The organism is Paenibacillus sp. P46E (assembly GCF_001909095.1).
GTDB lineage: Bacteria > Bacillota > Bacilli > Paenibacillales > Paenibacillaceae > Paenibacillus_AQ > Paenibacillus_AQ helianthi.
Map to the genome: position 1 here is coordinate 1 of NZ_LVYZ01000082.1, position 21,820 is coordinate 21,820.

The 21,820-nt window shown below is 48.0% G+C and carries 18 protein-coding genes and 1 pseudogene; 5 read left to right on the top strand and 14 right to left on the bottom strand.

Annotated elements, in window-relative coordinates; translation table 11 throughout:
• Positions 1-90: 90 nt before the first annotated feature.
• The 9 genes and pseudogenes from A3849_RS28630 to A3849_RS28670 all read right to left on the bottom strand — a co-directional run bounded on the left by A3849_RS28630 (position 91) and on the right by A3849_RS28670 (position 10,916).
• On the bottom strand, positions 91-1,083 hold the full coding sequence (locus tag A3849_RS28630; protein WP_074114475.1) for a LacI family DNA-binding transcriptional regulator: 993 nt from the start codon (positions 1,081-1,083) through the stop codon (positions 91-93).
• A 46-nt stretch (positions 1,084-1,129) separates the two neighbouring features.
• Positions 1,130-1,954 (bottom strand): carbohydrate ABC transporter permease, encoded by an 825-nt coding sequence (locus tag A3849_RS28635; protein WP_074083620.1) that lies wholly within the window; start codon positions 1,952-1,954, stop codon positions 1,130-1,132.
• A 42-nt stretch (positions 1,955-1,996) separates the two neighbouring features.
• The gene (locus A3849_RS28640; protein WP_178382837.1) at positions 1,997-2,851 is read right to left on the bottom strand and encodes a carbohydrate ABC transporter permease; all 855 of its coding nucleotides are present in this window, start codon (positions 2,849-2,851) and stop codon (positions 1,997-1,999) included.
• 163 nt (positions 2,852-3,014) lie between these two features.
• Positions 3,015-4,256 carry a sugar ABC transporter substrate-binding protein gene (locus A3849_RS28645; RefSeq protein ID WP_074114476.1) on the bottom strand — a complete coding sequence of 414 codons (1,242 nt, stop codon included), beginning with the start codon at positions 4,254-4,256 and terminating at the stop codon, positions 3,015-3,017.
• A 377-nt stretch (positions 4,257-4,633) separates the two neighbouring features.
• Positions 4,634-6,574, bottom strand: a complete 1,941-nt coding sequence (locus A3849_RS28650) for a stalk domain-containing protein (RefSeq protein WP_074114477.1) — start codon at positions 6,572-6,574, stop codon at positions 4,634-4,636.
• A gap of 167 nt (positions 6,575-6,741) precedes the next feature.
• A pseudogene (locus A3849_RS28655) lies at positions 6,742-7,317 on the bottom strand (SUMF1/EgtB/PvdO family nonheme iron enzyme); the annotation flags it as partial.
• 172 nt (positions 7,318-7,489) lie between these two features.
• Complete coding sequence (locus A3849_RS28660) at positions 7,490-8,722, bottom strand: aminopeptidase (RefSeq protein ID WP_074114479.1); 1,233 nt, start codon at positions 8,720-8,722, stop codon at positions 7,490-7,492.
• A 136-nt stretch (positions 8,723-8,858) separates the two neighbouring features.
• Positions 8,859-10,202: a sensor histidine kinase gene (locus A3849_RS28665; RefSeq protein WP_074114480.1), complete on the bottom strand. Its 1,344-nt coding sequence runs from the start codon at positions 10,200-10,202 to the stop codon at positions 8,859-8,861.
• Positions 10,203-10,916 carry a response regulator transcription factor gene (locus tag A3849_RS28670; RefSeq protein ID WP_074114490.1) on the bottom strand — a complete coding sequence of 238 codons (714 nt, stop codon included), beginning with the start codon at positions 10,914-10,916 and terminating at the stop codon, positions 10,203-10,205.
• 108 nt (positions 10,917-11,024) lie between these two features.
• Between A3849_RS28670 and A3849_RS33205 the strand changes: the two genes are divergently transcribed.
• Complete coding sequence (locus A3849_RS33205) at positions 11,025-11,666, top strand: hypothetical protein (RefSeq protein ID WP_218619274.1); 642 nt, start codon at positions 11,025-11,027, stop codon at positions 11,664-11,666.
• A gap of 92 nt (positions 11,667-11,758) precedes the next feature.
• Here the strand turns inward: A3849_RS33205 and A3849_RS28680 are convergent, their stop codons facing one another.
• A complete protein-coding gene (locus tag A3849_RS28680; RefSeq protein WP_178382835.1) occupies positions 11,759-12,106 on the bottom strand; it encodes a hypothetical protein in 348 nt (115 codons plus the stop codon).
• A 150-nt stretch (positions 12,107-12,256) separates the two neighbouring features.
• Here A3849_RS28680 and A3849_RS28685 point away from each other — a divergent pair, with 150 nt between their 5' ends.
• Both A3849_RS28685 and A3849_RS28690 read left to right on the top strand, forming a co-directional pair.
• The gene (locus A3849_RS28685) at positions 12,257-13,387 is read left to right on the top strand and encodes a VanZ family protein (RefSeq protein WP_074114483.1); all 1,131 of its coding nucleotides are present in this window, start codon (positions 12,257-12,259) and stop codon (positions 13,385-13,387) included.
• Positions 13,388-13,492: 105 nt separating this feature from the next.
• Entirely contained in the window at positions 13,493-14,959 is a 1,467-nt protein-coding gene (locus A3849_RS28690) for a serine hydrolase domain-containing protein (protein ID WP_178382836.1), read from the top strand.
• A gap of 79 nt (positions 14,960-15,038) precedes the next feature.
• Here the strand turns inward: A3849_RS28690 and A3849_RS28695 are convergent, their stop codons facing one another.
• Positions 15,039-15,806 (bottom strand): exodeoxyribonuclease III, encoded by a 768-nt coding sequence (locus A3849_RS28695; protein ID WP_074114492.1) that lies wholly within the window; start codon positions 15,804-15,806, stop codon positions 15,039-15,041.
• 246 nt (positions 15,807-16,052) lie between these two features.
• Here A3849_RS28695 and A3849_RS28700 point away from each other — a divergent pair, with 246 nt between their 5' ends.
• Entirely contained in the window at positions 16,053-16,340 is a 288-nt protein-coding gene (locus A3849_RS28700; RefSeq protein ID WP_074114484.1) for a hypothetical protein, read from the top strand.
• 147 nt (positions 16,341-16,487) lie between these two features.
• Here the strand turns inward: A3849_RS28700 and A3849_RS28705 are convergent, their stop codons facing one another.
• Complete coding sequence (locus A3849_RS28705) at positions 16,488-17,591, bottom strand: citrate synthase/methylcitrate synthase (protein ID WP_074114485.1); 1,104 nt, start codon at positions 17,589-17,591, stop codon at positions 16,488-16,490.
• Positions 17,592-17,705: 114 nt separating this feature from the next.
• Positions 17,706-18,557: a helix-turn-helix transcriptional regulator gene (locus A3849_RS28710; protein WP_074114486.1), complete on the bottom strand. Its 852-nt coding sequence runs from the start codon at positions 18,555-18,557 to the stop codon at positions 17,706-17,708.
• Between the two features lie 313 nt (positions 18,558-18,870).
• Here A3849_RS28710 and fabF point away from each other — a divergent pair, with 313 nt between their 5' ends.
• Positions 18,871-20,109: a beta-ketoacyl-ACP synthase II gene (gene fabF, locus A3849_RS28715; RefSeq protein WP_074114487.1), complete on the top strand. Its 1,239-nt coding sequence runs from the start codon at positions 18,871-18,873 to the stop codon at positions 20,107-20,109.
• A gap of 147 nt (positions 20,110-20,256) precedes the next feature.
• Here fabF and abnB read toward each other — a convergent pair whose 3' ends face one another.
• Complete coding sequence (gene abnB / locus A3849_RS28720; RefSeq protein ID WP_074114488.1) at positions 20,257-21,684, bottom strand: arabinan endo-1,5-alpha-L-arabinosidase AbnB; 1,428 nt, start codon at positions 21,682-21,684, stop codon at positions 20,257-20,259.
• Between the last annotated feature and the right edge of the window lie 136 nt (positions 21,685-21,820).

Here is a 21,820-nt window from a genome sequence, read left to right on the forward strand (position 1 = left end):
CTAATAAGGTTTTATAACAAACTAATTTCCGTTATTTCATAAACGTTTCACTTAATTTCGAATATACTACGCTTTCATTCCCCAGGGCAGTTAGCTCCGGGGTTTGACCGATTTACGTTCAACCAGCTCAATCTTGAGTTTATAGAAATCATTGACGGTGTCACCATTCAGCATCTGGAACAGCAGATGTCCCGCCAGTGATCCGGATTCGTACATGGGCTGCCGGATCGTGGTCATCGGGGGCTGAATGTACTCGGCCAGCTGGATATCATCAAAGCCGATCACTGAAATATCATCAGGAACCTTGATACCCCCTTCTTCCAGAGCCTTCATTCCTCCGACAGCCATTTCATCGTTCGCATAAAAGACAGCGGTAGGCAGTTCTCCTTGCATCAGCATCATTTTGGTAGACTTATATCCGCCTTCACGGATGAATCCCCCGTTTAGCTTCCATTTGGCCTTTTCCTCCAAACCTGCTTCCCGCATGGCCCGCTGAAACCCTTGGTAACGCAGCGCATTGTCATAAGAATTAGCCGGGCCGCTGATGTATGCAATATGCTCATGGCCTTTGTCGATCAAATAACGGGTAGCCGAGTAGCCTCCCTGCTCTCCGTCAACCACAACATTAATGAGACCACTACCGGTAATCAGGCGGTCCATAACAATGATGGGAAACCTTTCGCTTCCGGCAGCCTGCAAAATTTCATCGGTAATGTTATGTGCCAGCACAATGGCTCCATCCACTCTTTTTTCCAAAAGAAATCTTACTGCTGTGGAATCCTTCCCGCCCATAGAGCTGCATGCGATTAGATCATAGGAATTGGACAAGGCCACATCCTGAATGCTCCGGATCAGCTCCGAATAATAGGGACCGGACAAATCCGTCAAGATTAGAGCAATAGTATTCGTGCGGCTTCTTTTCAAATCCATGGCAAAGCCATTTTTCTGATAATTCAGCTGTCTTGCGGCTTCAAGCACCTTTTCCCTGGTTTTGGCGCTCACCTTGCTGTCACCGCTCATGGCATAGGATGCTGTCGATAAGGCTACCCCTGCCAGCTTTGCCACATCTTTGATTGTTGCCATGTTTGTTCAATCATCCTTCCCGAGACATGCAATATGCTTCTCTATATTATTTTATGCCGGAGATGGTATATCCTTCTATGATATGCTTCTGGAAGAAGATAAATATAATGATAATCGGCACAACCATGAAGGCAGCCCCTGCCATTTGCAGTCCGAATTCAGTACCATATTGGCCTTTCAGCAATGACAGACCTACCGATAAGGTATACAGTCTCTCATCATTGGCAATAATCAGCGGCCAGAGGAAGCTGTTCCAGGCTCCAATAAAGGTCAGGATACCTTGTACCGCAAAAACCGGCTTCACGATCGGAACCATCAGCTGGAAAAAGATCCGCAGTTCCCCGGCCCCGTCCAGTCTTGCTGCCTCTAGTAAATCCATCGGAATCGTCGTCATGAACTGGCGGAACAGGAAGATCGCAAAAGCACCGACCAAACCAGGCAACACAATACCCGCCATCGTATTGACCAAATGCATCTGGTTAATAATCAGATAGGTTGGAATCATCGTCACCTGTGAGGGGATCATCATCGTTGCCAAAATAATATAGAAAAACTTGTTTTTACCCGGAAAATCAAATTTAGCAAAAGCATAACCTGCCATCGCGTTTAGAAACAGTCCTACAAAAGAGCACAGCACGATGATCAGTGTATTTTTCAAATAAATTAAAAAGTCCATCTTCACGAACAAATCCCGGTAGTTAGAGAACGTCGGGTGGTTCGGAATGAGTGTTGGCGGAATCACAGTAAATTCATTCTCAGGTTTAAAGGAAGAGCCGATCATCCAGATGAACGGCACCATCATCAGCAGTCCTCCGATAATGAGCAGTGCGATCATCAAGCCTTTTTCCATATGTTTCATTTTCAATGCCATGAAAGTATCCTCCTCTTTAAGCTGCAGCACAGAAGCTGAAACTTAATATTCCACTTCTTTCTTTTTGACCGCGAATTGAATGAGCGTCACCACAATGATAATAATGAACAGCACAAACGAGCCAGCAGCCGCATAGCCAAACTTACTAAGCTGGAAGCCGTTGTTGTAAATGAAGAGTGCCATCGACATCGTTGCATTCAATGGTCCGCCTTTGGTCATAACCAGCGGTTCTTCGAAGAATTGAATCCAGCCAATCAAAGTCGTAATGGTCACAAAGAAAGTAGCGAATCCCAGCAGAGGAACTGTAATGAAGCGCAGCTTCTTCCAGCCTGTTGCTCCGTCAATTTCAGCCGCTTCATAATAGGAACGGGGAATGCCCTGCAGGGCCGCCAGGAAAATAATCATATTAAGCCCGATGGATTTCCAGAACGCCAGCAAGATCAGAGACAGTTTCGCAAGAGTCGGGTCCTGAAGCCATTGCTGTGCCGGAAGGCCGAAGATGGACAGAATGTAGTTGAACAGACCATAACTGCCGTTATACAGATATCCCCAAACCACCGCGACGGCTACAATGTTGGTAATGGACGGCATGTAATAGATGACACGGAAGCTTTTGAACAGCCAGCTTGTTCCGTAATTAAGCAGCAGAGCCACTCCCATGGACGCGAGCACTACAAGCGGTACACCGATAACTACATAGATCAGTGTGTTATACATCGATTTCAGGAAGATCGGGTCTTTAAAAATATTAATGTAATTGTCGAAACCCGCACTGCTGATATTCGAATAATCTGCAAGTCCAACCAAATCCATATTGGTAAAGCTGATGACCAGCGCAATAATAATCGGAATAATGGAAAATAAGGTCAGCAGGATTACGGCAGGCGCGATAAACATATAAGGGTATTTATTTTTATTCCATTGCTTCACAAATGAACTCACAATTGCTCACATCCCTTCGCTTTCTTGCACTTTCTTCCTAATTAAGAACGAACGTACATACTGCCGGGACCTCTTATCGGGAGATACCGGCAGTATGTCGGGCAAGTATAATACTTACTTACTTGTTGCCGAGAAGTTCATTTGCCTTAGCGTTCAACTTGTCGAGTTCGGTTTGCGTATCTGCACCGCCCACCGTAATCTGTTCGAACGAAGCCATAGCAGCCTTAGCAATCTCTTCATATTCTTTTACCATTGGAGCAGGACGTGCATTCTTAAGCTGTTCACCGAAGGCTTGGATCATCGGGTCTTTCAGCGCATCGTTAGTCCAAGCAGCCTTGAGTGCAGGCATAGAGTTGGAAGTTTCATAAAATTTCAGCTGTGCATCCTGCTCAGCCATGAAAGCGATAAATTTAGCGGCTTCATCAGGGTTTTTACTGTAATTGAAGATCGACAGGTCCGCACCGCCAATAGAGGAGGTGTTAGTTTTCTTGGCCGGCAGCGTGGTCACAGCCCATTTTCCGTCAATTTCAGGTGCTTTTTCCTTAACTGTCTGAATCATCCACGGGCCGCTGATGAACATCCCCATAGTGCCATCTTTAAATGCAGCTACCGTATCCAGATCTGTACCCTTAGGGGACAAGCCTTCATCATAGAAGCTCTTTAGAAAATTAATGGTTTCCACATAAGGAGGTTGGTTGAACTGTGGCTTACGGTTGCTGTCAATCAGCTCACTTCCGTTCTGCCAGGCGAAGATTGCAGTGTAGATGGAATCCTTTGCCTCGATAGGCAACGCGTAATGTCCGGCTCCGCCTTTGGCTACCAGCTTCTTGCTCGCATCCTTCAGTTCATCCCAAGTCTTAGGACCTTCCGGATAGCCTACGGAACTTAGCAGATCTGTGCGGTAGAACATGGCACGAGTTTCAACGTAGAAAGGAATCGCTACCGTCTTGTCATCATATTTCGTCGTTTGAACGGCACCATCGAAAAAGTTTTCCGCTTTCATGCTTGGGTATTTTTCGATATAAGGTGCCATATCCTTCAGCGCACCGGCAGCTGCAAATTCAGGAATCCAGGTTGTACCCATTTGGACTACGTCCGGACCGTTTTTGGAAGCTACGGCTGTCAGTAATTTGTCATGTGCATTATCCCAAGGAATCGCTTGAACTTCTACTTTAATACCGGGATTTTTTTCTTCATACATTTTGGCAATCGGTGTTACGGTATCCGCAGTACCCATGAACCACACCTTTAATGTTTTGCTATCACCGGATGCAGAATTATTGGAATTCCCACAACCTGCAGCAACCAAAGAGAAACTCATCAATACTGCTGTAGCTACTAAACCTGTCTTTTTCTTCATTTCTTTCACCCCTATTTTAGTGTTAGCCAAACTTCGAAAACTATGAATAAAGCCCATTCATCGAAACGTTTCGATTATTTTCGAAAAAAATTTCGAGTTTTTCTGTGAAACATAGTACGAATTCCAGACCTCATAGCCCATATTTACCCATTATTTGAGATCCGAAACTACTTTTTCTACATTTTCCCTCGAAAAGGAGATCTTCCCCTCCGTTTGTTGCCCGTTTATCGATTTCGTGAATCGAATCGTTTCGATAGCCCTATTATATGACTTGTTGTTAGCGATTTCAAGTAGGTTATCCAAAAATGTTGCAAAAAAGGACACTCTGCTGATCCAGAGTGTCCTTTGAGTAAAGCTGCAGCCTTGCTTATATCCGCTTAGTTGGTATAGATCATCGTAACAACGCCGTTCGTAAAGGTTACATAATTAAAATTACCATACGACCAGGTCTCTACCCGAACACCGCTGCCTTCCATAGCCGAGGCATCGATGGGCGAGCCCCAGCTTAATTCCACCTGTTGCTTGGTCATACCGGTTGTAACCCGTCCATCCTTGATCTTCGCCCAGATGGCATCCGGCCATTTATAGGTCTTGTAAGGATCGGCTGTGAAGAACTCTTGTCTGTCCGCAAGGGTAGATATTAATTCATCACCACTCATCTTACGGGTGTTCAGAACCTTACCCGAAGGAAACTTAAAGGCTGCTGCAAAGTAGCCGTTATTGTTCGGAATAATATCCACAATCGTCACCTTCTGAAAGCGGTAATTCTCATCAAAAAAGTTAACCCAGTAGCTTTTCCCAATGAGCTTGGTGAGGTAACCTTGTGATTTCGTTTTGACGATCTGGGCCGTCTGTTTGGTCTGCACCGTCAGTTTCGCGCTCCCGAAACTAACCGTCATCTTCTGGTAAGTGCCATCCCAGGCCAGACCGGCTCCAAGTGCGGTTTTGAGTAGGGATGCCGGAAATATTGCGGTTCCGTTCACGGTTTGCACTTTATCGCTCATTTTAACCTTTTCGCCATTTATGATCGCTGTATCACTGCCCAGCTGTAGCTGAATCGGCAGTTCGCCAAGCCGGATGGAGAAGGTTTTGGCGGCCATATCCGTTTGAATGGAGGCACCCAGCTTATGGAACACAGGCTGTACCGGAAGGTACATCGTACCCCCTATGTAAGCTCCCTGGTCCATCAGCGATGTATCGCTGATGGAGACGCTGATCGTTTTGGAGAACGAACCGGAGCGGGCTGTCAGTTTGGTCTGGCCCACCGCAAGGGCTTTTACCGTACCGTCCGGCATCTTTTGCAGCAGATAAGGCTTCTCGATCTCAAGCTCAGCTTCGGACAGCGGGATGCGCTTCGTCGTGTCATTGCTCCAGATTTCGTCAATCTGTACTGATACTTTGCTGCCAACCTTCAGTTCTTTAGACTCAATCCGCAGATTCAAATCTTCAATAACCGGAACGGAAATCTCCTGCAATTCACCGGACTGGGGACTATAGCTCCGGAGTGTGCCGTCCTGGAGCTTGATGATCAACGAGCCGCGCCACTCGGTAACCAAGGCAGTGACATGTCCCGGCTGAGACTCAGTCTGCTCCAATTCATAGGTGCCGGGCGCTTGTGATCTCTTCACTACGATTGTCCCGTCTTGAAGGAGGACAAAGAGATTTCCACTGTCATTGTACAGCGCGCCCGCCGCCTGCTCCGTCAACATTGTAGGCACATATTTGGCCGGATTGGCCTTGTCTGCCTGGTATTTGGAATAGACCAGCACCTTGCCGGACTTCAACACTACAGCCGCCTCATTAAGGTCGCCGGACAGAACCGCCGAAACCTCTGAAGCGGAGCCCAGCTGGTCAATCGGGCCTTGGAAGCCATATGCGCACCGCAGCTCTCCAGAACGGGATAAGGTTACCAGTATATTCGTATGCCGGTTGGCATTGATCATGGCGATATCAGAATATTCCTTCAACTGCTTGCCATCCATATCCCACACGGTGCCGTCCTGTTTCAGATAATAGGTTCCGGAGATCTGAACAATACCTGATGTCCCCTTCACCACTTTCGCATCAAATAACGAGAATCTCACCAGCTGTCCATCCTTGGTCAAGCCGTACTCCCCATCCAGATCTACAATGTTATAGTCTGTCAACAAGGTTTCCTCAACATTCATATCTTGCGTCCAGACTGTGCCGTCACTCATCAGACGATTGCCGTCTTCGAAATCAACCAGCGTAGCTCCCGCCGCCTCCGCCTTGCTGAAATTCCCTAGGAGCGCCACTGCAATCACAGCTACTGCAATTCCCAACTTATACCCTCTCATTTTCCAAAATCCCCCTCCAGAGTTGTTACATCTCCACTTTATCACAAATTATTTTATTTTCCAGAGAGGAATGGGAGAAGGTCTCATCAGGGTTTACTGAACAGGTAGACTGAATCACACCTTACTCGTTCAGGGACCAATCTTCACCACTATTTCCTGTTCAATGCTCATTCAGCATCAACGGCACAGCGAAATCCGATACTACCTGTAGAACTGTCCGGCGTGTTCGAACTGCGCGCCGCAACACGGTAACGGTTGTAGTAGGAATGGTGGCAGAGGTAAGAGCCGCCTTTCATCGTTCGAGCCTTGCCAACTGCTGGCCCCTGCGGGTTAATGGATGAACTGATTTGATGATAGCTTGAACTGAACCAGTCAGAGCACCATTCCCATACGTTGCCGGTCATATTGTACAATCCATACCCGTTGGGAGGATAAGCATCCACGGGACAAGTGCCGAAGTAACCATCAGGTGCCGTGTGGACTTTCGGGAACTCTCCGTGCCAAATGTTGCAGAGATTTCTGCTCCCCTGCTTAAGTTGATCTCCCCAAGGGTATCTCTTGCTGGAAAGAGCACCCCGTGCAGCGAGCTCCCATTCCGCCTCTGTTGGCAGCCGTTTGCCCGCCCATCTGCAATAGGCCTCCACATCATTCCATGATACATGTGCAACTGGATGGTTCAATCTGTCCTGGATGTTCGTACCGAGACCAGCCGGGGAATGCCACGAGGCGCCCCCCAAAAAAAGGCTGCAAAGCCCACCTTCAGGTGAGTTTGCAGCCTCGACTCCGGCAAGTATAAACGGCTTTGCCGTCCTTTTTTAAAGGACGGTACCGTTTCAGCGAGAAATATAAGGATGATTGATGGCATGAAACATATAAATCCTTATATTTGCACAATTGAAATGTCCCACTTCCCTTTTATAGTACCCAGTTCCCTTTACGGAAGACAGGTTCAATGGTTCCATCGGCCAATTCGCCATCGATATCGAGCTCTGCGGAGCCGACCATGAAGTCAACATGCGTCAAACTGACATTGGCTCCCCGTTCCAGCAGTTCCTCGCTGTTCAGTGAGGTTCCGCCTTCGATATTTACCGGATATGCACTGCCGAGTGCAAAGTGGCAGGAGGCATTCTCATCGATTCCGGTGTTATAGAATACTCGATTCAGACGTGAAATAGGGGAATCATGCGGCACCAGTGCCACTTCCCCCAGATAGGAGGCTCCTTCATCCGTTTCTAACAAAGAGGTCAGATGCTCCCGCCCGGATTCTGCATCATAAGCCGTAACTTTTCCGTCCGTAAAGGTAATCTTAATCCCATCCACAAGCCGTCCGTTCAGATTTAACGGAAGTGTGCTGCAGACTGTGCCGTTGACTCCCTTGCGGTGCGGCATGGTATATATTTCTTCGGTCGGCATATTTGCTACAAAATAGACTCCTCCCGCATTCTCACCGCCACCGCCGCGCCAGAGATGCCCCTCAGGAAGCTCTACATGCAGATCCGTTCCCGGAGCACGGTAATGCAGGCTTTTGTAACGTTTGGCATTCATTCGTTCCTGGGATACCTTGAGGTTGGCAATGTGCCCGCGCCAAGCGGCTACCGGATCCTCGCTCCCCACACGGTTCATCTGGAATACAGCCTCCCACATCGCTTCCACTCGCTGTTCTTCCGGCAAATCCGAGAACACCTTGTCCGCCCAAGCCTTCGTTGGCGCTTTGATCAGTGACCAGCTGATTCGGCTATTGCGGGTATAGTTCTGATATTTCTTGCGCGCTATGGCCGCGGCCTTTACTGCAATGGATACTTTGGAGGAATCGATGCCGCGGAACAATTCCGGATCAGGCACCTTAATATGTAAAATAGCTCCGCCCTCTTCCGCAAACCCCTCCAGCATATCAGCATGCCACTGCGGATAATATCCAAAAGAATCCTCTGCGGCCTTCTCGTAGCGAATCCGAGTTACCTTCTCGTCATCCCAGTCCACAAGCACATATTTGGCTCCTGCCTCATACGCCTTGCCTACAATCAGGCGGGTGAGCTCTGCCGTTTCCAGCGGCGAATGAATCATCAGCACTTGTCCAGGCTGAATATTCACTCCGACCTTAACCACCAGGTCCGCATATTTCTCCAGCATCCGATCAAAATCCTTCATCGCTTCATTTCCTCCGTATCTTAAATTACTGTGCCTTATGCGAAACATCTCCGCTGCTCGGAGCAGCCGGAGGTTCGTATTCACTATCAATTTTAACGTAAAATACAAGAGGTTGCGAGTCCAATCCGAATTCCATTTATGCACCCGTTCCGGTTAACCGCCCGAGATGTTTAATAAAACTGAACCGTGCTCCACCAAGCGGGGATGTGGAGTACACTAACTCTCCGTCTAAATTCGTGGCAATCTGTCGGCAAATCGCCAACCCGAGTCCGGTAACCCCGTTAGATCCGGTATAAAACCGCTGAAAAACAGCATCCCGCTCTGTTTCACTTAATCCATTGCCGTCATCGTCAATATGTATCGCCCAGACAGCACCGGGATATTCCGCATCAATACGCACACAAATTTCGCTCGAAGTATGTCTTACAGCATTCTGCAGCAGATTCACCAGAACCTGGAACAGCTGCTCTCCAGCGACAACAACTTGAAGGCCCACTCCTTCCACATGGAGCTTAATTGCCCGTTCACTCGCTGCCGGCATGAGTAAGAGCGCCGCTTCATCTGCCATTGTACGAAGATCAATAGCTGATGCAGGCCAATGTTCATCGACCGCCTCCAACCGGGAAAGCTGGAGCAGCTTGTCCACCATATCCATCAAACGCACAGACTGCGTTAAAATAACTTCAAGTCCCGTCTCTTGTGTAACCACCTGATCCTGGATGGCGAAGACAAACCCGTGTATGGACATGAGCGGTGTTCTGAGCTCATGGGAAACGTTCTGCAGGAACTCAACCTGATTACGCTGATGCTGTTGTATGCGGTCAGACATCGACTGAAACGTAGTAATCAATTCGCCGATTTCAGTGGTATCTCCTACCGGAAAGGCTTCATCCTGCGAACGGTAAGGCTCATAGCGGCCTACTGCTTCCTTCAGCTGATTCAATGGACGCACTACCCTCGAAACGGTCAATAGACCTATGACCAGGATCACTAAGAGACTGAATCCAATCGCCAGAAGTGTTGTCCGCATCAAGGAACCGTAGAGCGCTCTAAGGGAGGAGAGTGGAGCATAGATGAAGATAGAATAAGGCCGGCCGGCCAAACGTTCTTTGGTGAAGAGAATCTTTCTGCCGTGCAATACCGCTATACCCTTCCGCCCGGAAAGTGCATAATTCAGGGTGTTTCCTACTTCCCTGTCGTCATTAGCATCGATGATTTTATTATTTGGATCGAGAATAAGATAGTCCGCATCCAGCATCAGACCCTTTACTACATATTTGAATTCTGTGTTGTTTAGTCCGGAGATATCGCCATTACGCAATATTTTCTCCGCTTTTTCTGCCTGGCCATGCAGCTGAGCCTTGACCTGATTCACCAGAATATCATCAATCAGGCGGACGAACAGAGCTACTGTAATTCCGACTGTAACCACAAGCGCCAAAAAAAAGGACAACAGCATCTTGCCTCTAATAGTATGCATCTATATTTTGTTCACGGTCGCTTTGTAGCCGAAGCCCCAGACCGTATTAATCAGTAGTGAAGAGCCGTGCTCAGCAAGCTTTTTACGGATTCGTTTGACCAGATCATCCACAACCCGGACATCTCCGAAGAAATCATAATTCCATACATGCTGGATCAGTTGTTCCCGGTCAAACGGACGCTCTAAATGCGAAGCCAGAAATAGAAGCAATTCAAATTCACGCGAGGTCAGGCTTATTTCCGTTTTATTCACAGAGACCCTGCGAAAATCAGCAAAGATCTCCAGATTTCCGGCAAGGCATACATTTTCCGTTTTGGATGCAGCAGCAGGGTCAACAGACGAACCATTCCCTAATTTATACAGACGCAGCATAGCCTTAACCCGGCCTACCAGTTCACGAGGATTGAATGGTTTGCTTAAAAAATCGCTGCAGCCCAGCTCCAGCCCGTATATACGGTCACTTTCTTCTCCCCGTGCGGATATCATTATTATGGGGATCTCGGTAAACGAACGGATTTCAGTCAGTAGAGAAAGTCCGTCAATTCCCGGCATCATAATATCCAGGATCAGACATTCAGGTTCATCCGAGCGCACATATTCCACCAGATTAGCCCCGCTGGCAAATGAAGTTACCTCATAAGCTTCCTTCCGTAAATACTCAGAGAGCAGTTGTAAGATGAAAAGGTCATCGTCTACTACTACTATTTTGCTCACCGTCAAGTCACTCTGCCTTTCTATATTAATCTCATATACATACAGCGTATCACAATAGACAAAAGACGGGAAACCTGCGTACGGTCCCGTCTTTGTCGAAGATTGAATATGAAGCTGGCTTACAAGCTCAGTAGGATGTATTCGATTCCTTATTTCTTTTTGGATTTAACTACCGGAGTCGTAGCGGCTGATGATTTCTTAACGGTTGTTTTCGCCGGTGCCTTTACCGCGGTCTTCGCCGGTGCTTTTACTGTTGATGTTTTTGCTACTGTAGTTTTGGCCGGTGCTTTTACGGTTGATGTTTTTGCCACTGTAGTTTTGGCTGGTGCTTTTACAGTTGATGTTTTTTTCACAGCAGTTTTAGCCGATACTTTTTTAGCTGATGCTTTTTTCACTGCAGTTTTCGCTGATACTTTTTTAGTTGATGCTTTTTTAGTTGATGCTTTTTTCACTGTTGTTTTTGCCGGTGCTTTTACGGTTGTTGATGTTGTTGATTTGGTTGCTGCTACTGCCTTTGCTGGTGTTGCAGCCGTTTTAGGCAGTGCAGTGTGTTTTACAGCAGGTGTTGCTACTTTTGCGGTTGTAACTGTTTTGACAATCGGTGCTGCTGCCTTTGTCGTAACTGCTGCCTTGGCAGGTGCTGCTGCCGCAAATGCACTTGTCGAGCCTCCTACCACACTAATCACTGCCAGTAATGCAATTGCTTTTCTTGTCCATTTGTTATTCATCTTAAACCACCTCTTCCTCTGAAGTGACTTTAGAATAACAATCGGATACGGGAATTCTGTGAGATAAATATGAAAAAAGTATATGATTGTAACACTACTCATTTATGATCCGATCTATTTCTTATCGACCTGCAACAGGGTAACCGTCTTAACCGCATAAGTATGGGTAATCTTTTCTTCTCCGATGATATTCAACTTGACCAGACTCGCGATTTTTGCCGGGTCTGCTTTGGAGAGCAGCCTCCACACCTCAGGATCAGATAACGTCTGATACAGCTTGTCATCATCGTATTCCTTACGGTTCTGCGTGACCAGCTTCACTCTATAGCCCCCGATTTCACAATCCACAACCCCCTGTTCTGCACAAAATGCCAGGATATCCTGCCGAATTTCGCCCAGTTCCTTCTCCAGCTCTTTCTGTTTGGCCTTCAGTTTGTAATATTGCTGCACCTTCTTCTCCATATTGATTCACGCTCCTCTCCTGACATATCTATGCCGGATGGGCAAAATAAATAAGTGTCACCCCGAAATGCAGTGATGCCTGCAGGGTGCGGCGTCTAACAATAGAGGTATTCTCTGAATTTTCACTATCCTATTTACGGCAGGTGGCTTATGTTTCAATCCTATCTATCTCCAATCTCCTATGCATTCATGTCTTTTCCTGTGGCAGCGCTGCTGTTCACGCTCCCCTTCCTCATGGTTCAATACAGGCGGTACGGCTATATCAACAAGATTAGGGCACTTGTCCTTTATTTGTTGCTGCTCTATTTGCTGAACGCTTTCTATCTGATTATGCTCCCGATGCCGTCGTCCAGGCATAATGCCATGCCTACGGGAAATATGATTCAGCATATACCGCTTCAGTTCATCCAGGATATTGTCCGCAATTCCAACGTAAGCGCAGATGAACCTTTATCTTACCTCCGGATCCTCCGGCAACCGGATTTCCTTCAGGCTGTATTCAATGTATTTCTGACGGTACCGTTTGGTATGTTCCTGGGTTATTATTTCCGCACACGCTGGGTCGTCTGCATTCTGCTCTCCTTTACGCTTTCACTGCTTTTTGAGATCACTCAGATCACGGGAATTTACGGTTTTTTTGATCATCCATACCGGATCTTCGATGTCGATGACCTGCTTACTAATACTTTAGGTGGAATCACCGGATACCGGATCGCGCTCTGGATATCCGCTCTGCTGCCACGAATCGAACAGCTTGATACCCGGGTAGATTTATCTGCCAAAAGAGTCACTTATACCCGCAGGGGCATCGCCGCAATGTTAGACGCGCCTATCTGGATCATGCTGTTCCTGCTGCTCCATTCCTTCCAGGTTCCAGGTGCTTACTGGATCACGACAGGGGTTTATTTTGTAGTGCTTCCTTACTGTACCGGTGGGCGGACCTTTGGCAAATGGGTTGTCCGCATCCGCATAAGCAGCGAAGACGACCGTAACCGGTTATGGGGCTTGATCTTAAGATATCTGTTCCTGTACGGAATTATAATGGGGGTGAATGTCCATCTGCTTACTCCCTCCTGGCTCTCCGGTGTATCCGGTCCATGGATGGGAATTATGTATGGCGGAGTAATGATCCTGAATTTCATATTCTTTATTCATCTTGTAATCCGTATATTTAAGCGAAACCCGGTGCTGGTATATGAACAACTGAGCCGGACCTGCAACAGGATCACCTGGCCTGATCAGCAGCACGCCGATACCGGGAAGGCTTGTGAGACTCCATAATATGAACAGGTAGGGGTCCCATGCAGGACTCCTTTTTGCTTGTCCAGGATTGGTATAATATAGTAGGTATAGCTCTTATTCACGTCTATCAAGGGAGATATGATTATGGAAAATATGCAAATCACAAGTCAATTGCCAAGAAGCCTGCCGGAAGAACAGGGAATCCCGTCGGCAGCTATCTCTTCTTTTCTAAAAGCCATGGAAGAGCAGCAGTTGGGGCTTCATAGCTTTATGCTTCTGCGCCATGGCGCTGTAGTCGCTGAGGGCTGGTGGTCGCCTTACAAGCCAGAGCTGCAGCACTCTTTGTTCTCACTCAGTAAAAGCTTCACCTCGACAGCAATTGGCCTGGCGGTGGCAGAAGGGTTATTGTCACTAGAGGATAAGGTTGTGGCTTTCTTCCCTAATGATGCCCCGGCAGACATTAGCCCCAATCTGGCACAAATGAATATCAGCCACCTGCTGATGATGGGCACCGGCCATACAGAGGATACCATGCCACCAATGATGAGCAGCGAAGACGGCAACTGGGTCCAAGCCTTCCTCCGGCTTCCGGTCGATAAGACACCTGGTACCCATTTCCTCTACAATACTGGAGCTTCGTATATGCTCTCTGCCATTTTGCAAAAAGTAAGCGGTCTCACTTTACTGGAATACCTGGAACCCCGGTTGTTTGTACCGCTGGGTATTCAACATCCGACTTGGGGCTCTTGTCCCCGGGGGATCAATCTAGGCGGATTTGGGTTAAGCATCACTACCGAGGATATTGCAGCATTTGGACAGCTGTATTTACAGCAAGGAGTGTGGAATAACCGTCAACTGCTGACCCCGGAATGGATTTCCGCCGCAACCTCCAAGCAAATCAGCAACGATGATGGTAGTCCGGGAGCAGCCTCCAGCGACTGGTCGCAGGGTTATGGCTATCAGTTCTGGCAATGCCAGCATGGCGGATTTCGTGGAGACGGCGCTTTTGGCCAGTTCTGCATCGTAATGCCGGAGCAGGATGCTGTGGTTGCCATAACAAGCGGAAGCAGTGATATGCAGCGTATTATGAACGGGGTATGGAATATTCTGCTGCCTGCGATGAGTACAAAATCATCCGTTGCCCCAACCGGTTCTGCTGCAAATGCGGAGCTTGCTCTGCTTCTTGACCGTTTAAGCTTTCAGCCCGGGCGGCAGAAGGAAGCTTCAGTCCTTGAGGAGTTCTTGACCGGCAAAGTATTCAGAATAGAAGATAATCCACAACAACTGGAAGCCGTATCGGTTTCTTTCAACACGACAGAGGCGATATTAATATTACAGGGTATGTACGGGAAACAGCTTATCAAGCTTGGGCGAGGAGAATGGATAGAAAGCTCCGCGCAAATCTTGGACTCTAGCAAAAACCTGATCTTTTCCAGCTTTACCTGGACTGCGGAGGGCAAGCTTAAGATGACACTGCTGTTTGTAGAAACTCCTTTCTGTCTTACCATGGAAGTGTCGGTTAAGGATACTTCTATAGTACTTAATCAACAATTTAATCTTTCCATGTCCCCTGAGGATCTTGAAGCAGAATTCGTTGGCTATCTGGCATAGGACATTGTTAACTACAGAATTGCAAAGGGCCGGACATCCTAATTGGGGATGTCCGGCCTTATTTTTTATCCATTTAAAATTAGGATGACTGTATACCATCAAGCTGCAAAAACACTGGGCAATGATCGCTGCCCATTATATTGCACTCCATTCCCGCCAGCTCCAGCTGCGGTGCAAGACGTGAAGACGCCAAAAAGTAATCAATGCGCCAGCCTACATTCCGTTCTCTGATCTTCGGCATATAAGACCACCAGGTGTAGGCCCCTTCCTGATCGGGATGAAGGTTTCTGAATGTATCAATAAATCCCGACTCCAAGAGTACCGTCATCTTTCCCCGCTCTTCATCGGTAAAGCCTGAATTTCCGCGGTTGGCTTTGGCATTCTTCAAATCGATATCCTGATGGGCAACATTCATGTCTCCGCACACCAGCACCGGCTTACGCTTGTCCAGCTCCTGAAGATAACTGCGGAAGCGATCCTCCCATTCCATCCGGTAATCCAGTCTCGTCAGATCCCGTTTTGCATTAGGAGTATAGACATTCACCAGGTAAAAGTCAGCGAATTCCAGTGTAATCAACCGGCCCTCGGGCTCTGAATCTTCTTCCATGCCGTATCTTACAGAGAGCGGCTTGATTTTCGTGAATACCGCCGTTCCCGAATACCCCTTCTTCACTGCGTAATTCCAGTACTGTTCATACTCTTCTCCCAGCTCCAGAAGAATTTGTCCGGCTTGAAGCTTGGTCTCCTGCACACAAAAGATATCTGCACCCGTTTCTTTGAAGTAATCCATGAAACCTTTGCTAACGCAGGCTCTTAACCCATTCACATTCCAGGATACCAGCTTGATCATCTTAATTCTCCTTACTATTAACAGAATTACTTCCAGTGTAACATATTTCAACCTGCTGAATCTCTAACGTTAGTTAGCCGCAATCTTCTATACCAGTGCAGGCAGCTATGTTCCATCCTGGATGGACTATTTATCCAATTATAGGCTTGCTATTATTTTGTGCTAATCTCCCATGTCATTCGTCAAAGCAATAATAGAGTAACCGAATAGAATATTCTATCAAATGAAAAGGAGGTCGTTACCATGGCTATCTTGTTACCGCAACAATTCTTCAACCTGGCACCCTCTGTAGGTAAATCCTATTACGAGAATCTGGCAGGTGGCATTAACGCGGCTGTAACGGTAAACAACGGTTCCGCATTCCCTGTGGATCTTGTCATTTACCGGGTCAATGCTCCAGTTGTCACTTACACCATCCCTGCACTGAACAGCCTTACTCTTTCCGTCAAAGCACTTCTGGTTGCCGCACTTCTCAGCACGGCTGCCGGCGCTGTCTTTGGCACTATTGAAATTGCAACATCCGATTTCTAAAATAACGCCAGAGTATCCCCCTCATACTCTCACTCATGACCATCCCTCTACCCAAACCATCCCCGGCCGCTTGTCGGCCAGGGATGGTTTTGCTACTTACTAGCTATGTTCTAAGAGATTAACCTCAGGAATAATCTGCAGCTTTTTTTAGAATTCGTGCTGGGGCATAGGTCCGGTATAGACGGACTGTGGACGAAAAATCCGGTTGTTGGCAGCCTGCTCCATAATATGGGCGGTCCAGCCGATAATTCTTCCTGCTGTAAAGGTTGGCGTAAAAATGTCCGGTGAAAGCTCCAGTGCCTTCAGAATAGCAGCAGCATAAAACTCCACATTGGTGAATAGTCTGCGGCCCGGCTTATATTCTTGAAGTAAATGTATGGCGGTTGCTTCTACATGAAGTGCCAAGTCAAAAGAAGGATCTTTGCCGATCATTTCTTGTGTGGCGATCTGAAGTGCTTCTGCACGCGGGTCTTTGGTTTTGTAGATCCGGTGTCCGAATCCCATGATCTTAGTTCCGCTCTCCAGAGCCTTCCGCAGCCACGGTTCCGCCCGTTCCCGGGTGCCAATATCCTCGAGCATGGCTATTACTTCATACGGAGCACCGCCATGCAGCGGCCCTTTCATAGCCCCGATTGCCCCGGCGACTGCAGCATTCATATCCGACTCGGTAGACAGTACCACGCGGGCAGCGAAGGTTGAAGCGTTCATGCCATGCTCCATACATAGAATCAGGTAAGCACTGAGTGCCTGCACATGCGCCTCGGTCGGCTTTTCACCAGTCAGCATGTATAAGTAATTGGCCGCATGCCCAAGCTCGGATAATGGTTCCAGTGGGGTTAATCCGTTCAGCGTACGGTATCTATATGCAATAATGGTCGGAAGAATGGATGCCAGCCTTACCGCTTGCGGTAGTACAGGGGGCCATGAGGTATTCCCCTGCTCTCCAAGCGCAGCAATGGTGCTCTGCAGCACCAGCATCATCGGAACGGAAGCAGGCATCAGTTCAATGATCTGCCGGATATACCCTGGCAACTGACGGGATGCAGCCATGTCGTTCTTAAGCCGTTCCAGCTCTTCCGCAGATGGCAGGTGCCCGTTCCACAGCAAATAGGCTACCTCTTCGTAGGTGCGCGTCACTGCAAGTTCCTTGGCCCAATATCCCCGGTATACTAAGTACCCCTTTTCCCCGTCCACCAGTCCAATATCGGTTTCTCCTGCCACAATGCCTTCCAATCCGGTCACTTTTGCCATTATACTTTGCTCCTTTTCCGATTCCATAAGTTACACATCATATTAGGAGTATAAACGTCAAACCTTACATTGCATATTTATAGTTTTTTATGAATCCATAAAGATTTTTTATCATTATTCATGGACATGCTGTTCCATCAGCTGCTTGAGCTTAGCTTCTGTATTGGAGTCCCCTGCCGGCGTATAGATACTGCAGCGCAGATCGGTGCTGCCGTGTACTTGGAGCGAGGTCAGATGAAATAGCATTTTCCCAGCTTTTGCATGACGGAATTCAAGCACAACATCGGGAGCTGAGCTGACGCGGCTCTCTTCCCACAGGGTATTGAACTCCGGATACTGCTGCTTCATCTCCGCAATGAAATCATCATACCAGCGGTCCTCCACATATTGGCCGTAATAAGCCCGGAATATGGATAAATACCCGCTGACGAACTGCTGCCAGTTCACGGCAAGGCGCTTGAATTCCTTCCGGACAAATAGCAGGGAGATCATATTCCGCTCCTCCGCCTTAAGCTTGGTAAAGTCGAGAAATACATGCGCTGCCGCTTCATTCCAACCCACAATCCCGCAGTGCCGGTCGGATATAATGGTCGGACAGGTGGTCAGCTCCTGTAGAATTTTCTGCAATGAAGGACTGATCTCGGCGATGTTCTCCTGCGGATAAAGGGAAGCTCCGGGCCCGTTCTCCAGTGCCAGGGCAAATAAATAGCTGCGCTCATCTTTGGTCAGCTGCAAAGCGGCCGCAATACAGTCCAATACAGAGGGCGATACTTTGATATCCCGGCCTTGCTCCAGCCAGGTGTACCAGGTGTTACTGACTCCGGCTAACTGCGCAACCTCTTCCCTCCGCAGACCCGGGGTCCTTCTGCGTGTACCTTGAGGCAGCCCTGCGGAAGCAGGCGATATCGCTGCCCTTCTTGCTTTTAAAAAGTCCGATAGTGCCTGAAGTCTTGTCTGCGAAGACATGATCTATTCGCCTCTTCCTGAACGATGTTTAGAATAGTATTAATTATACTATGATAAACGACAACTTGTAATAGGATAAATAAAGTGGAAAAATAAACGTATTCCAAAAACAGTAACATGCTTCGGCTGCAAATATAACACAGTGTCTCTATCGAAGCTTATGCTATCAAAACAATGTGATGCTTCCGATGCGAGTTTTACGGAGTAGATTCATGGGAGCTTATGCTATCAAAACAATGTGATGCTTCCGATGCGAGTTTTGCGAAGTGATTCTTGGGAGCTTATGCTATCAAAACTTTTAGGGGGATAAATTATGGAGCGCGTAGTGATTACCGGTATGGGGTTGGTCTCGCCGCTGGGAAATACAGTTGAGCAGTTCTGGAGACGCTTGTCGGCAGGTGAGTCGGGGATATCTCCCATCACCACATTTGATACTTCACATTTCAAAACAAAGATCGCCGGTGCTGTGCACGATTTCGATCCTGAGGGCCGGTTTGGCCGCAAGGAGGCGCGGAGGATGGACCGGTTCAGTCAATTCGCCCTGGCTGCCGCCGAAGACGCCTGGGCTGATTCCGGGCTTCAGCTGGACAAGATAGACCGCGAACGATTTGGGGTATATGTAGGCTCAGGTGTCGGGGGTATTCAGACCTTAATGGAGCAAGCCGATGTGCTGCGTTCACGCGGACCGGAAAGAGTCAGTCCGACGCTGATCCCGATGCTGATCTCCAATATGGCCGCAGCCTTGATCAGTATTAAGCTGGGGGCACTTGGACCTGCTATGTCGCCTGTAACAGCCTGTTCCATCGGGAATACAGCCATAGGTGAAGCTTTCCGGCTGATCCGTTACGGCGGTGCTGATGTTGTCATTGCAGGAGGTGCCGAAGCCGCGATTAACGAAATATCACTAGCCAGTTTCGGAAATGCAACTGCGTTGTCCACACATAATGTTGAACCGTTCAAAGCAAGCCGTCCCTTTGACGCGAACCGTGACGGGTTTGTCATCGGAGAGGGGAGCGGGATTGTCATCCTGGAGTCCTTATCCCATGCTTTGCAGAGAAATGCCGTCATTTACGGCGAAGTGACCGGCTATGGTGCCAGTTCGGATGCCTATCACATGGTGGCCACTCATCCGGAAGGCATTGGAGCCTATCAGGCGATGAAACTGGCGCTCCAAGAGGCGGGTATTGAGCCAGGGGAGGTGGATGTCATCAGCGCCCATGCCACCAGTACTCTGGTGGGAGACCGTTCAGAAACAATGGCGATCAAAAAGCTGTTCGGCGATCAGGCCTACCGCATTCCGGTGACGGCAAATAAATCAATGACAGGGCATGCCCTGGGCGGCGCTGGAGGCCTTGAGGCTATTGCTCTGATTAAGAGTATACAGGAAGGCCTTATCCCACCCACCATCAATCTGGAGGAGCCCGATGAAGTCTGTGACCTGGATTATGTGCCGAACACCGCCCGCCCAACGGACCTTCACATCGGAATCTCCAATTCCTTTGGCTTCGGAGGTCATAATGCTGTAATTGTACTGCGGAAATATACGGATTGATCCGATAGCCGAATACTGAAATTCATAAAAACCTCCAGCTCCCCTGCACGCAGGAGGGGCTGAAGGTTTATGCTGGTGTTTATTTGTCATGCCGCACCTGGCGCTTCTTAACTCTAGCTATATCAATCGCAGCGGCTATATTACCGGTTAGTTCCCCTCTGCTTCCGGTATGTCGTGGCTTCCCCATAGTGAGATGCCGGCAGACGAGACCACAGAAAACGTCATTACACTTTTACCAGCCGCTTCATCCCACTCCTTGAGGAAAACTCCCCTGTAGGTCACACTGTCAATAATTAGTTCAGCATTATGTTCTCCCGTCAGCTTCCAGGTCCCTTCAACCGCTCCGGTAATCTTTCCGTCAACGGTTAATTCAATCGGTTTCGAGCCGGCAACTTTCGCTGAGATTTCTTTGCCATGGTTAATATATCCATAACCGCCACCGATCTCCTCGGCAGTGTACTTACCAATCTTCTCTCCGCTGAATCGGTGCGGCGCTACCACCGGCCATCCGTCGGTATTCATAAACATCTGGTGTACACGAACCTCATGCTCCTCCCCCCGGCCAGGAAAGCGGGTATGAAAAATGAGAAAATATTGTCCGCTCTTGGCATCATAATATGCTGAATTGTGACCAGGAGAGACATAGCCCGGCCGGTTTGCCTCCGAATCCAGCCCTGCATTCGTGAATTCGAAATTTCCCATCAGCTTCACTCCATAGGGAGAGTAAGCCGGATCATCGAACAATACACCTGCTGTACCCTTCGCATCAAGCATAGCCTTGCCTTCCGAGTCTTCAAATGGACCGTCCGGGTTCTTGGAGCGGGCAACGCGGATATTATATCCGCCCTTCGCGTCCAGACCACCGTAAGAAAGGAATAGATAATAATAATCGGTTTCAGGACTGTACAGCATGTAAGGTCCTTCAATCCGGGCGTGGTTGCCACCAAGCAGTTTTTTGCCATAACCCTGATCAGGCAGCGGCATACCCGACTTAGTATCCAGCTGCAAGATAAAGATCCCGCCGGAATAGGAACCATATACCATCCAAAGCTTACCGTTTTCGTCAAAAAACACATCAGGGTCGACAACGTTAGGTTTCTTCGTTGCATCATAAATTTCACCGTCATCACCTGTGCCAGCCATACCTGATTTGAGAATGATCCCCTTATTTTTATAGGGCCCTTCGATCTTGCGGGATACGGCTATCCCCATTGCCGACAGTGGAGAATCCCCTCTGCAGGCATTATAGTACATATAGAAATTTCCGTCAGACAACTGAATGACATCAGGTGCCCATAGCGTATCCGTTTGTGCCCAGCTGAGCGTTTCACTTAATTCTTCCGTAACATTGGGAATAAGCACATTGCCGTCGGCAACACCAGAAGACACCTGCGTCCAGTTCATCAAATCTTTGGATTTGGCCGAAGCCAGATGGGAGCCAAAGACATAATACATATCATCCACTTTGATTACAGAGGGATCATGTACAGAAACATTATTAAATTCAGGGTTGCTGTTACTGCATGCCGTCAAAATTGACAGTGATAATAAAGTAGTAAATGTTCTTTTTTTCATCCTTCAACCTCCTATGTATACCCTTACATTTTGCTGTCCGGAGATGAGATAGTCAATACTTTTATTTAAATATATTAGTTTTGTTTCACACTTATATAAACTTTAAACCGTTATTTAACGCAAAAAAGCGCCAAGC